General features: G+C 67.5%; 10 protein-coding genes. 4 read left to right on the top strand and 6 right to left on the bottom strand.

Going from position 1 to position 12,554, the window contains the following annotated elements; genetic code table 11:
* Nucleotides 1-130 precede the first annotated feature (130 nt).
* Nucleotides 131-367 (top strand): DUF7455 domain-containing protein, encoded by a 237-nt coding sequence (locus tag E3O49_RS01330; RefSeq protein ID WP_134364879.1) that lies wholly within the window; start codon nt 131-133, stop codon nt 365-367.
* Between the two features lie 66 nt (nt 368-433).
* Here E3O49_RS01330 and E3O49_RS01325 read toward each other — a convergent pair whose 3' ends face one another.
* From E3O49_RS01325 to E3O49_RS01305, 5 genes are all read right to left on the bottom strand, one after another.
* A complete protein-coding gene (locus E3O49_RS01325) occupies nt 434-1,162 on the bottom strand; it encodes a type 1 glutamine amidotransferase (RefSeq protein ID WP_134364880.1) in 729 nt (242 codons plus the stop codon).
* Nucleotides 1,159-2,427, bottom strand: coding sequence for a MurT ligase domain-containing protein (locus tag E3O49_RS01320; protein ID WP_134450881.1), 1,269 nt, complete (start codon nt 2,425-2,427; stop codon nt 1,159-1,161). The genes E3O49_RS01325 and E3O49_RS01320 overlap by 4 nt, the downstream gene beginning before the upstream one ends.
* Nucleotides 2,428-2,435: 8 nt before the next feature.
* Nucleotides 2,436-3,764 carry an RNA polymerase sigma factor gene (locus tag E3O49_RS01315; RefSeq protein WP_174235659.1) on the bottom strand — a complete coding sequence of 443 codons (1,329 nt, stop codon included), beginning with the start codon at nt 3,762-3,764 and terminating at the stop codon, nt 2,436-2,438.
* A 230-nt stretch (nt 3,765-3,994) separates the two neighbouring features.
* On the bottom strand, nt 3,995-5,329 hold the full coding sequence (locus E3O49_RS01310) for an MFS transporter (RefSeq protein WP_134450879.1): 1,335 nt from the start codon (nt 5,327-5,329) through the stop codon (nt 3,995-3,997).
* Between the two features lie 85 nt (nt 5,330-5,414).
* Nucleotides 5,415-6,338 (bottom strand): proteasome assembly chaperone family protein, encoded by a 924-nt coding sequence (locus E3O49_RS01305; protein WP_134450877.1) that lies wholly within the window; start codon nt 6,336-6,338, stop codon nt 5,415-5,417.
* A 107-nt stretch (nt 6,339-6,445) separates the two neighbouring features.
* Between E3O49_RS01305 and E3O49_RS01300 the strand changes: the two genes are divergently transcribed.
* The 3 genes from E3O49_RS01300 (at nt 6,446) to E3O49_RS01290 (ending at nt 10,916) form a co-directional block, all read left to right on the top strand.
* Complete coding sequence (locus E3O49_RS01300; RefSeq protein ID WP_134364885.1) at nt 6,446-7,933, top strand: leucyl aminopeptidase; 1,488 nt, start codon at nt 6,446-6,448, stop codon at nt 7,931-7,933.
* 100 nt (nt 7,934-8,033) lie between these two features.
* Nucleotides 8,034-9,404, top strand: coding sequence for a dihydrolipoyl dehydrogenase (gene lpdA / locus E3O49_RS01295; protein ID WP_134402743.1), 1,371 nt, complete (start codon nt 8,034-8,036; stop codon nt 9,402-9,404).
* A gap of 69 nt (nt 9,405-9,473) precedes the next feature.
* A complete protein-coding gene (locus E3O49_RS01290; RefSeq protein ID WP_134364887.1) occupies nt 9,474-10,916 on the top strand; it encodes a 2-oxo acid dehydrogenase subunit E2 in 1,443 nt (480 codons plus the stop codon).
* A 19-nt stretch (nt 10,917-10,935) separates the two neighbouring features.
* Here E3O49_RS01290 and E3O49_RS01285 read toward each other — a convergent pair whose 3' ends face one another.
* A complete protein-coding gene (locus E3O49_RS01285) occupies nt 10,936-12,528 on the bottom strand; it encodes a serine/threonine-protein kinase (protein ID WP_134450875.1) in 1,593 nt (530 codons plus the stop codon).
* Nucleotides 12,529-12,554: the final 26 nt, after the last annotated feature.

Here is a 12,554-nt window from a genome sequence, read left to right as displayed (position 1 = left end):
ACACTCCTCGGAGGCGGGCTACGCGGTGAGCGAAATAGCGTCCTCCGGGCTCGATTACCGGGCAGGAGCGTGTTTACATTAAGAACAGCAAACATTGGTATCGCTTGGTATCAGTCTGGAGGAGGAAACCATGTCTCAGATCGCCACCGAAAATGGTGCAGTCGGCCAAGAGAAGGCTCCCCACCAGCTCACCGCAGCGGACCGCTGCGACGCTTGTGGAGCCCAGGCCTACATCCGGGTCGTAGTCAACAACAGCGAATTGTTGTTCTGCGCTCACCACGGCCGTAAGCACCAGGAGAAGCTCGCAGCCATTGCCGAGAGTTGGCACGACGAGTCGAGTCGGCTCCTAGAGGACCAACGCTCCTAGAGCGAACGCACGACGAAACAAAGCTACGGCGCAGGAGCATCACGGTTGCTCCTGCGCCGTAGCTTTTTACTCCGCCGTGAGCCCCAGGCGCACCGCGATCGGGTTGCGCGCGGCCCGCGCTATCTCGTCTACCGCCACCGTGTGCGCGCCGGGCGTATAGGCGCGGCCGAGGCGGGCCAGCGCGGAGCGCAGCAGGTGATCGGCCAGGCCGGGATTGCGTGCAAGCACGGGACCGTGCAGGTGGGTCCCGACCAGGTTGCCCATGACGAGCCCCTCGAGTCCTCCACCGTTTCCGGTGCCCGACTCGACCCGGCCCAGAGGCGACGCCTCCGCGCCGACATACCCGCGAGCGTGATTCTCGAACCCCACCAGCCGACCGTGCTTCGTGGCGACGATGACGTCATCCGTGGCCCGGGCGGCCAACGGCACGGCGCGCCCGGCCACGATGCCCAGTCCTTCGATCACTGAGCCGTCCGCGAGCTCGATTCCCCAGCTCAGCAGTTCCCACCCGGTGCCGACAGCCAGAACCGGAACGCCCTCGGTCGTCCAGGTGCGCAGGTGCCCGGTCATCGTCGCCAGGATGTCTCGGGCGGTGACGAGGTCGGAATCCGAACCGGAGCCGATCACCACGGCATCGGCCCGCTCGGGCAGGTCGTCGACCGTGCGTACGTCCACGACGTGCGCATCGATGCCGGCCCACCGGCTGCGCTGGGCAAGAACGCGGGCGTTGGCCGCGTCGCCGTTCGTGCCCAGTAGCTCGGGCAACAGGGACACGATCGTCAGTGCCGTCGTCACTCCTGGCCCTCCTTGTTGCTGGCGAGCCCGAGGTGGGCCCGGGTTCGGCGCATCGAGTCCGCGGAGAAGATGATCGTTTTCAGTCCGGCAGCCGGTTTCGGCAGCGCCAGGAAGTCATCGAGCGCCTGGCCCAGGTCCGGCTCGACCCGCTCGACGATCACGTCGTCATAGGCGAGCTGCAGTGCGATGTCCGGCGCTTTGGATCCGGAGGCGATGAGGACGCGGCCGAGTACCGATGTGTTCACGGGCCAGAAGTAGGACGGATCGCGCACGTCGGAGCCGATGGCGATCAGGATCTGCTCTGTCCCGGGTTCCAGGCTGTCCACGTTGAGCTGGAAGCTGGCCGGATTCTGCACGAGGACGAATTCCACCTGTTGGCCGCGAACGGTGACAATCTCGCCGCGGCCGAAGACGGGCGGAATCGTCGAGATTGCCTCGGCGGCCACCCGGGGGTCGAATCGATCGCCCAGGGCTGCCCGGGCGGTGGCGAGAGCAGTCAGGGCATCCACGGCGTAGTGCGTCCCCCGTGAGGGCAATCCGACGGGGTAGTCCTGCCCGGCGATCGCGATGGTGGCGTTGCGGCCGTCGATGTGGGTCAGGAGCATTCCGGACTCCGCGGGGAGCCGGTCGTGAGCGGTGGCGCTGTAGCCAAGCCCGCGCGGGTTGGCCGCCAGCACCTCTGCGGACACTCCGTACCGGGCAACCGACACTCCGGCGCCGAGTCCCGCGGCGAGATCGGCGAGGTACCCGTCGTCGGCGTTGACAACGACCGTCCCGGTGGCGCGGGCCGCGATTTTCGCGAGCATCGCCGCGACCATGTCGGAATCGTGGAAGCGGTCGATCTGGTCCACCATCACGTTGGTCAGGGCGACCACGCGCGGAGCGAGAGACCCGGAGATCAGGGCGCCGTGGCCCTCATCCATTTCGAGCACGGCCATGTCCGCGGCGATCCTACCGTTCAGATTCACCCGCTCGAGGAGAGCGGACGTGAGCCCCTGGCTGATATTGGCGGTGGACTGGTTCGTGAAGACGTCGGTGCCGTGCGCGCGCAGGGCCGCGACCAGCATTTTCGTCGTGGTCGACTTGCCACTCGACCCGGTGACGATGATCAGCCCACCGGGAAAGCTGTTCAGCGTCCGCGGCAGGAACCCGGGGGCGACCCGGTTGACCACGAGGCCGGGGACCGCTGATCCCCCGCCGGGTTTACGCCAACGGGCGAGTATCCGCACGACCCGCCCGAGCAGGATCGCCGGTGCATAGAGCACCGGGGTTCCTATTCGAGGTAGTCGCGTAGCGACTGGGACCGCGAGGGGTGGCGCAGTTTCGCCATCGTCTTGGACTCGATCTGGCGGATGCGCTCACGCGTCACGCCGAACGTGTCGCCGATCTGGTCGAGCGTCTTCGGCATCCCGTCGCCGAGCCCGAAGCGCATCCGGATGACGCCGGCTTCACGCTCGGAGAGGGAATCGAGCAGGCTTTCCAGTTGCTTCTGCAGCATGGTGAACCCGACGGCGTCCGCCGGAACGACCGCTTCGGTGTCCTCGATCAGGTCGCCGAATTCGCTGTCGCCATCCTCGCCGAGCGGGGTATGCAGTGAGATCGGCTCGCGACCGTACTTCTGCACCTCGACGACCTTTTCCGGCGTCATATCGAGCTCGCGGCTGAGCTCTTCCGGCGTGGGCTCCCGACCGAGGTCCTGAAGCATCTGGCGCTGGACCCGGGCGAGCTTGTTGATGACTTCGACCATGTGCACGGGAATGCGGATGGTACGGGCCTGGTCGGCCATGGCGCGAGTGATCGCCTGGCGGATCCACCAGGTGGCGTAGGTGGAGAACTTGAAGCCCTTGGTGTAGTCGAACTTCTCGACCGCGCGGATGAGGCCCAGGTTGCCCTCCTGGATCAGGTCCAGGAACTGCATACCGCGACCGGTGTACCGCTTGGCCAGCGACACGACGAGGCGGAGGTTGGCGCCCAGCAGGTGGCTCTTGGCCCGGGCACCGTCTTTGGCCACCCAGAGCAGCTCACGCCCGAGGGCACTCTTCTTCTCCGCGTCGGTCATCTGCGCCATCTTGTCCTCGGCGAAGAGGCCGGCTTCGATCCGCATGGCCAGTTCGACTTCCTCGGCCGCGTTCAGGAGCGCGACCTTGCCGATCTGCTTCAGGTAGTCCTTGACGGGGTCGGCGGTGGCTCCGGTGATCGCGCTGGAGTAAACCGGGACCTCATCGTCATCATCCACGAGGGAAAGGACGAGGGCGCCGCTGGGCAGGGCCTCGGCGGATGCGGCACGCTTCTTCGCGGCGTCGTCTGAATCGTCGTCGGCATCCGTGTCATCGCCGGGGGCGTGCTCGTCGTGCTCGTCGGCCGCCGGCTTTGCCTTGGCCTTCGTGCTGGCGGCCCGCTTGCGCGGAGCTGGCTTTTCTTCTCCGGCGGCCGCTGCTGCTTCAGCTTTTGCCAGCTTGGCGGCGGCAGCCTTGGTCAGCGGCTTCTTCGCAACAGCCTGTGCGGCACCGGTTTCCGGGGTCTGGCCGACTTCAGCCTGGGCCTCTGCCGGCGTGCTCACGGGGGACTCGTCGCCTGGCTCGTTTTTCTTGCGGATTGCCATTCGAACACCTCTCATGCCGTGGCGCGGACACCTGCGGCGCTGCCTGGTCTGGTTCAGCCGGGTCGATCGGGCAGAACGGGCACCGGGGGCAGTGTGGATTTTGGGCAGTACTTGGACCCATGTCAAGTCCCGGGAGATTCACATTGACACTCATGTCGCTGTTCCCCGGACCAGAAAGGGCCCTATTGACAATTATTGCATGCTTTGTGTATGCGGCAAGCCAGCCGCGCCTATTCAGGTCGCCGTCGTCGGCGCCATGCACGAGCCAGTCCAACCCAGAGCGGAGCCACCTCGATCCCCTCTTCGCGCGACAGCTGGCTACGGGTGCGTGTCCTGGTCCGCAGGAGGAAGACAACCCCGATCCCCACGACCAGAAACTGCACGGAAAAAGCGAGACGGAAGGAATCGAGTGAGTAGAGATCACTCGCCGCTCCCCCGGAAACGCGCCAGGAGTCCTGAAGGTCCAGCAGCAGCCCGACCAGGTAGACCATGACGAAGCTGGCCGTGAACCCGCCCACGTTGACCACCCCGTTCGCCGAGCCGTGGCTGCGCTGGGGATTGAAGGTCCGGGCGAAGTCGAAGCCGATCAGCGAACCCGGCCCTCCGACGCCCAGGGCCACCAGCAACAGCACGATCAGCCAGAATGGCGGCTGCCCCGGCCAAAGCAGCACGGCAGCCCAGGCAACCGCCATGACCGTGACGATGCCGAGCACGATGTTGCTACGGCGCAGCGGGTACCGCGCCGTGAGGATTCCGAGGACCGGACCGAACACCATTCCCGTACCGACCAGGACCATCAGCATCGCGGCGGCGAGGGACGGGTCGTAACCGAGCCCGTAGACCATGAATGGGAAGCCCCAGAGCAGTGTGAAGACCGTGCCGGCGGACTGGGTGACGTAGTGCGACCAGAAACCCAGTTGGGTTCCCGGCCGCTTGAAGCTGTGTTTGAGCTGGGCCAGTGCCTCACCGAGGCTGGTGGGCCTCAACCGGTCGGACGTGCCGGCCGGCTGGTCCCGAATCACCACGATGCCGACGACCAGGGCAACCAGAGCGACGGAAGCGGCCGAGAGGAATGCGGGTGTCCACCCCCAGGTGTGCAGCACCCAGGCGAGCGGGACTGCCGAGAGCACCTGTCCGAGCTGACCGATGTTTCCCAGCCACTGGGAAAGCTGCGGAACGCTGCGACCGGTGAACCAGGATGAGATCAGCCGGATCATGGAGATGAAGATCATGGCGTCCCCAGCGCCGACAAGGATGCGGCCGACCACGGCGATCGAGATGCTCGGGGCGAGCGCGAGCGTGACCTGTCCGGCGGCCATCAGAGAGGTCCCCGTCAGCACGAGCACCCGCGGCCCGTAGCGGTCGATCAGGACACCCACCGGAATCTGGGCGGCCGCGTAGACCACGAGCTGGACCACGGCGAGGCTGGACAGGAGCGCAGCCGAACCGCCGAAACGGTCGGTCGCCGCGACGCCGGCAATCCCGAGAGACGATCGCTGGAGGACAGCTGAGAGATAGGCGAACGATCCGACGGAGAAGACCAACCAAGACCGACGCGAGTTCATTGCCCCTAACTTACCCGCGCTCGGGGCTGCTCCCGCACGGTCCGGCCTCCTCGAGCTCCGACGGACAGAAGCCTACGCCGTCGGGTCAGGCGAGTGTGCCGTCGTCCCTGCCGCGGCGGGTAGCGAGGAAATTCTCCAATTCCGCCGCGATTTCGTCGGCGCTCGGGAGCTCGCCGGACTCGTCCGTCAGGGGCGAACGCAGCGTGCTGCCCTCCATATAAGCGTCATAGCGTTCTTCGAGTGTGCCGACCAGCTTGGCCAGCTCGGGGTTGTCGTGAACCTGCTCGTCGATCCGGGCCACGAAATCGCGATTCTGCTCGCGCACCTGATCGGTCGGGAAGATCAAACCCGTCGACGCGCTCGTGCTCTCGAGTGCGGACAGTGCGGCCGCGGGGAACTCGGTGTCCGCGAGATAGTGGGGCACCAGGAGAACGAAACCGACGACGGTCGTGCCACTTTCCTGGAGCCGGAACTCGACCAGGTGCAGGGCGTTCGCGGGGACCTGCGTGTGCGGGCGCCACACCGACATGCTCTCGATCAGGTCGGAGCGGTTGCCGCTGACCGTGACTCCGATCGGACGCGTGTGCGGCACGGGCATCGGGATGGCGTGCACCCAGGTGGTCGAGGCCACCGTGAATCGACGCACCAGCTTAAGTACCGCGGCGGTGAACTGGTCCCAGCGGAAGTCGGGTTCGTACCCGGCAAGGAGCAGGAAGGGCTGGCCGATCTCGTCGCGGGCCAGGTAGAGCCGGAGAGCCGGCGGCTGGTAGCCGGTGAGGTGGTCCTGATCGAAGTAGATGATCGGGCGGCGGGCCCGGTAGTCCAGAAGGAGGTCAGGGTGGAAGGTGGCGATGACGGTGTGCTCTAGCGTTCCGAGCAGGTACTCCGTGAACTGGGACACCGCTCCCCCGGCATCCGCGAACCCCGTCAGACCCGCGACGAGGTGGAGCCCCTCCGGGACGTTCTCGGCGTCCGCGGTCAGCTCGTAGAGGTCACCAGGATCACGCATGTCGTTAACTCTAAACGTCAGAAACGGAGGCGGGGAGGAATCGACGCTCGGGCCGTGATGCCCAGAGCGAACACGGCCGCGGCGGACGATCCGCGTACCATCGGAAGATGACTGCTCCCCGTCTTACCCTGTCCCCAGCACCCGCCATCGAGTCGGATGCCGACGTCCTCATCGTCGGGGCGCTCCAATCGGGCGACACCGCAACGCTCTACGCCGACCCGGCCTTCGCCGGCCTCGCGGAGATTCTTTCCAGCCTCGACATCACCGGCGCCCGCGACCAGGTTGTCCGCCTGCCTGCATCGATCGGCAAAGCCCGCAGCATCGCCATTGTCGGCATCGGCACGGAAGCCACCGCGGACGCCCTGCGCCATGCCGCGGGATCCGCGGTTCGCCAGCTCACCGGCGTTGCCTCCGTCGCATTCGCCTTCCCGACCCTGACGGCGGAGGGGGCCGAGGCTGTACTCGAGGGCGCAGCGCTCGGTTCGTATTCGTTCACCGCCTACCGTCAGAATTCGCTGGCGGCCACGAAGCTGCCGGCTCAGGAGATCACGGTGCACACCGGCGTCGGCGCGGACGGCGCGGTCGACCGCGTGGACGCGATCACCGAGGCCGTCGGCCTGGTCAAGGACCTGGTCAACATGCCCCCGTCAGACCTGTATCCGGACTCGCTCGCTCGCCTCGCGGTCGAGGCGGCAACGGGCCTCCCGGTCACCGTGCGCGTGTGGGACGAGGAACAACTGGCCGCCGACGGTTTCGGCGGGATCGCCGGCGTCGGCCAGGGATCAACCCGACCGCCCCGGCTCGTCAAGGTCAGCTACTCACCGGAAGGCGCCACGCAGCACCTGGCGCTCGTCGGCAAGGGCATCACGTTCGACACCGGCGGACTCTCCCTGAAGCCGCCGGCGTCGATGGTGGGCATGAAGTACGACATGACGGGCGCGGCCACAGTGCTCGCCGTGACTCTGGCTGCGGCCCGGCTCGGCCTGGGCCTGCGCATCACCGCCTGGCTCTGCATCGCCGAGAACATGCCTTCCGGGTCGGCCATTCGCCCCAACGACGTTCTGCGCATCCGCGGTGGACGCACGGTCGAGGTACTGAACACGGATGCCGAGGGCCGCCTGGTCCTCGCCGACGGCCTCGTCGCGGCCGGAGAAGAAGGCCCGGACGCGATCGTGGACGTCGCGACCCTGACCGGCGCCGCCCTCGTCGCCCTCGGCACGCGGTACTACGCCGCCATGGGGCAGGACGCGCTCGTCGAGCGCGTGCTCGCCGCCGGCAAGTCGGTCGGCGAACTGATATGGCCGATGCCGCTCCCCGAGGAGCTGCGCGCCACTCTGAATTCCGACGTCGCAGACATCGCCAACGCCAAGATCGGCAGCAGCCACGGCGGAATGCTCCTGGCCGGAGTCTTCCTCCAGGAATTCATCGGCACCCGCGGAGTGGGCGAATCCGCGGAGACGATCCCGTGGGCGCACCTGGACATCGCGGGACCGGCACACAACACCGGCAGCGCGTGGGGCTTCACGAATGCCGGCCCGACCGGAATCTCGGTCAGGACACTGCTGCGCCTGGCCGAGGACTTTTCGCGCCCGTAGTACAGTCGAGTGGGCGAGAAAGCTCGCCCACTCTTCGCCTGCCCGGATGCGTCATCTCGCGTCGGGCGGATCGGGTTGTGATGCATAAGGGAGTATCTGGGTGTCGGAACAGAATTTTGACCTTGTCGTTCTCGGCGGCGGAAGCGGCGGTTACGCGGCTGCATTGCGCGCCGTTCAGCTGGGCCTCACGGTTGGTCTGATCGAAAAGGACAAGCTTGGGGGCACCTGCCTGCACGTCGGTTGCATCCCGACGAAGGCGCTGCTGCACTCGGCCGAGGTGGCCGACGTCAGCCGCGAGGCCGCCAAATACGGCGTCAAGACGCAGTTCGAGGGCATCGACATGCCCGCGGTGAACGCGTTCCGCAAAGGCATCGTGGCGTCCAAGTACAAGGGGCTGCAGGGACTGATCAAGTCGCGCGGCATCACCATGATCGAGGGCGAGGGCCGCCTGGTCTCACCGAACACCGTGCAGGTCGGCGCAGACACCATCGTGGGCAAGAACGTCATCCTGGCAACGGGCTCCTACTCGCGCTCTCTGCCGGGACTCGCCATCGGCGGCCGCGTCATGACCAGCGAGCAGGCGCTCGAACTCGACTTCGTTCCCCAGAAGGTCGCCATTCTCGGCGGCGGGGTCATCGGCGTCGAATTCGCCAGTGTGTGGAAGTCCTTCGGAGCGGACGTCACGGTCATCGAGGCGCTGCCCCACCTGGTTCCCAACGAGGAAGAGTCCATCTCCAAGCAGTTGGAGCGCGCGTTCCGCAAGCGCGGCATCGAGTACTCCCTCGGGGTCCGGTTCCAGAGCGTCACCCAGCACGAGAACGGCGTCGTCATCACCCTGGAAAACGGGACCGTCATCGAAGCGGAGATCCTCCTCGTCGCCGTCGGACGTGGCGCGGCGACTGCCGGACTCGGCTTCGAAGAGGTCGGCGTTGCCATGGATCGTGGCTTCGTCCTCACCGATGAGCGCCTCGCAACCAACATCCCGGGTGTCTTCGCCGTGGGCGACATCGTCCCCGGACTGCAGCTCGCGCACCGTGGATTCCAGCAGGGCATCTTCGTCGCGGAAGAAATCGCCGGACTGAATCCGATCGTCGTCGACGACCTGAACATCCCGAAGGTCACCTACTGCGACCCCGAGATTGCATCCATCGGCTACTCGGAAGCCAAGGCGGCCGAGAAGTTCGGCGCCGACCAGATCTCCACCGTTGAGTACAACCTGGGTGGAAACGGCAAGAGCTCGATTCTGGGCACTGCCGGTTCGATCAAGCTCGTCCGGGCCAAGGACGGCCCCATCATCGGTGTCCACATGATCGGCGCCCGGGTCGGCGAACTCATCGGCGAGGGTCAGCTGGTAGTGAACTGGGAGGCTTACCCGGAGGACATCGCCCCGTTCCTGCACGCGCACCCCACCCAGAACGAGGCACTCGGCGAGGCCTTCCTGGCCCTGGCCGGCAAGCCACTGCACGCGTAGCAGCCGAATCTCGGCATTCAGACTCTCAAACTCTAATTACAGACAAATGGCTTTGAAGGAGACAATCGCATGAGCGAATCCGTTAACCTCCCGGCACTCGGTGAGAGTGTCACAGAGGGTACGGTCACCCGCTGGCTGAAGAGCGTGGGAGACCGCGTCGAAGTCGACGAGCCGCTGCTGGAAGTTTCGACCGACAAGGTGGACACGGAAATTCCGTCCCCCATCGCCGGAGTGATCGAAGCGATCCTGGTCCAGGAAGACGAGACCGTCGAGGTCGGAACGCCCCTGGTCACCATCGGAGACGGCTCAGCCGCCGCTGCTCCTGCCGCGGTCCCCGTCGCCGAAGCGCCGGCCCTGGTCGAAGAACCGGCTCCCGCGGCAGAGCCTGCTCCGGTCGAAGCCCCGGCACCGGTGGAAGCATCTGCACCCGTGGAAGCGCCAGCCCCCGTGGAAGCACCGGCACCCGCAGCAGTACCAGCGCCCGCAGCAGCGCCGGTGTTCGCACCGACCCCCGTGTTCGCGCCGTCGCCCGTCGCCGCCCCGGCAGCGGCCCCTGCCGCTCCGCCGACGGCCGCGCCGGCAGCTGAGCCCGTCACGTCCCGCGGATCCCACGCGGGAACGTCCGGTTACGTCACCCCCATCGTCCGCAAGCTCGCGAACGAGGCCGGCGTCGACCTCTCCAGCGTTCAGGGCACCGGTGTCGGCGGCCGCATCCGCAAGGAAGACATCGTTCTGGCTCAGGCCAGTGCCACCACGGGCGCCGTCCCCGCTGCCGCACCGGCCGTCGAAGTATCCGCCCTGCGCGGCACGACGCAGCCGATGTCCCGCCTGCGGAAGGTCGTCGCCGAGCGCGCCGTCATCTCCATGCAGTCGTCGGCACAGCTGACCACCGTCGTCGAGGTCGACGTCACCCGCGTGGCGATTCTGCGGGACAAGGTCAAGGGCGAGTTCCACGCCAAGACCGGCAACAAGCTGTCCTTCCTGCCGTTCTTCGCTCTCGCTGCTGCCGAGGCGCTGCAGGCCAACCCGATCATCAACGCCACGATCGACGGCGACACGATTGTGTACCCGAGCCAGGAGAACATCAGCATCGCCGTCGACACCGAGCGCGGCCTGCTTACCCCGGTCGTTCGGAACGCCGGCGAACTGGACCTCGCCGGATTCGCCGCCCAGATCGCCGACCTGGCGCAGCGCACCCGCGACAACAAGCTGAAGCCGGACGAACTCTCGGGCGGTACGTTCACCCTGACCAACACCGGTTCGCGCGGCGCCCTCTTCGACACTCCGGTGGTCTTCCTGCCGCAGAGCGCCATCCTGGGCACCGGCGTCGTCTACAAGAAGCCGCTCGTCGTCACCACCGACGGGCTCGACGCCATCGCGATCCGCTCCACCGTGTTCCTGGCCCTGTCCTACGATCACCGCATCATCGACGGCGCTGACGCGTCACGCTTCCTCGTCACCATGAAGCAGCGTCTCGAAGCGGGAGCCTTCGAAGCCAACCTCGGGATCTAGTCCCCATCGACGGTTCTGACTAGTCGTCGAAGATCTCCCTGATCCGCCAGCCGGCCTCGCCCTTGACCACAAGGACCGAGGCCGGCTTTCGTTGTGCGTCGGTTGCTGTCAGCGTCACCAGCGCGACGTCTCCGGTTCGGTAGGCGAGCACTGGCGTCCACGATGCCAAACCGATCGCCGCGGCCGCGGCCCCTCCCTGCTGCGCAAGGTGAACCGTGTGAGAGTCGGCGGCCAGCGCCGAAGACTGGGCCTGTTCGGCGCCGTCCAGGCACGCAACGGATGCCGCAGAGAGACACCGGTCGCGCAGCCCCAGCAGCGCCTGGACGGCGGTCACCGGGTCGTCTCCGTTCACCGCGACCCGGTCCGAGGGCGTCAGAGCGGCCGCCGAAGCCGGCACACTCGCAGCGGGCACGACCGGGGGCCCCGGGGCCGACTCGCCCGGACGGGCACCCGTGGCGGGCCGGAGACCGGAAACGGCGACTCCGGCCACGAGAACCGCGACGACCACCCCGGCGAGTGCCGGGCCCCGCCGGGCGCGAAGCGCGGGCCGCAGCCAGGCCCAGAGCCGGACGCCTGCGCCGTTGTCACGGCCGGCGCCCCTGCCCAGGACCGCCAGAACGACGCCGGCTGCCGCCCGCACCGCTGATACGGGCCCGGCGAACCACGGACCGCCCCAGCCCGCGCTCGAAGACCGGTCGGTTCCACCGCCACCGGCCGTGGCGGGCGACGCCCCCGTGACCGGAGCGACGCTTCGAAGGCGCAGGACGGTGACCGCGCTGTCCGGGTCGTGGCCGGGTTCCGCCCCTGACCCCAGACACACCGGTCCGGCGTCGCTCCACGCGAAGAGGCGCCGCTCCAGGTCAGCCAGCCTGGTCGCGCCCGGAACCCGCGGAGCTGCGGCGGCGAACCATTCGGCCAGTTCCCGCGCAGCATGGGTCTGCTCCGGGTCAGGGCCCACCCGGTCCAGCACGATTCGCACCAGGTGGGAGAGACAGCCCGCGGCATCCTCGGTCAGCGCTCTACGGGCAGGACCCGGTTCCGGAAACGCCCGAAGCCCGCCGAGTCCCGCCAGCACGGGGCGACCGCGGGAGTCGAAGAGGATCACGGCCGGGGTCAGCCCGAGATGCACGAGGCCGATCGCCTGGAGCTCCGCCAGCGCGACCACGACGGGAGCCAGGATCGTGACCGCCTCTCCCGGCTCCACCCAGCGCCCGTCGGCGAGGTGACGGCCGAGGCTGCCGCCGGTCAGTAATTCGAGTACGAGGCACATTCGGCCGCCCGGGAGAGTCGCCACGTCCAGGAGCCCCGCGAGGCGCCCCGGGCTGGTCTCGGTCAGGGCTCGGATCTCCCGTTCGATCGACGCGTCGTCCGCTTCCGGCCGAAAGACTTTCAACGCGACAGTCCTGGTCGGGGCGGCCATCTCGCCCTCCGGCGGCTCCCCCGAAGCCGCCCAGGAGGGGGCAACGCCGGCGTAGATGTCAGCTCGCTCGCTGGAGGCAAGGCGACGGAGCACCCGGTAACCGGCGATCAGGGTGAGGCGGTCGCTCGAGTCTGGGCGGCTGCCGGCGGCGGTCAGGGGGTTCGCCCGAATCGGTTCCTCATGGCTCGTCATGGCCGAATGCTGCACCCGAACGGGCA

This window comes from Cryobacterium shii, assembly GCF_004402595.1.
In the GTDB taxonomy this organism is placed as follows: Bacteria; Actinomycetota; Actinomycetes; order Actinomycetales; family Microbacteriaceae; genus Cryobacterium; species Cryobacterium shii.
Note: the sequence above shows the minus strand (reverse complement) of the source record. Positions and strands in the feature narration are given on the sequence as shown.

Excerpts from the sequence above, each read along its gene's own strand:
- E3O49_RS01305 (WP_134450877.1), bottom strand. The coding sequence starts at position 6,338 with ATGCGTGATCCTGGTGACCTCTACGAGCTGACCGCGGACGCCGAGAAC.
- E3O49_RS01285 (WP_134450875.1), bottom strand. The coding sequence starts at position 12,528 with ATGACGAGCCATGAGGAACCGATTCGGGCGAACCCCCTGACCGCCGCC.
- E3O49_RS01300 (WP_134364885.1), top strand. The coding sequence starts at position 6,446 with ATGACTGCTCCCCGTCTTACCCTGTCCCCAGCACCCGCCATCGAGTCG.
- E3O49_RS01330 (WP_134364879.1), top strand. The coding sequence starts at position 131 with ATGTCTCAGATCGCCACCGAAAATGGTGCAGTCGGCCAAGAGAAGGCT.
- E3O49_RS01310 (WP_134450879.1), bottom strand. The coding sequence starts at position 5,329 with ATGAACTCGCGTCGGTCTTGGTTGGTCTTCTCCGTCGGATCGTTCGCC.
- E3O49_RS01315 (WP_174235659.1), bottom strand. The coding sequence starts at position 3,764 with ATGGCAATCCGCAAGAAAAACGAGCCAGGCGACGAGTCCCCCGTGAGC.
- E3O49_RS01290 (WP_134364887.1), top strand. The coding sequence starts at position 9,474 with ATGAGCGAATCCGTTAACCTCCCGGCACTCGGTGAGAGTGTCACAGAG.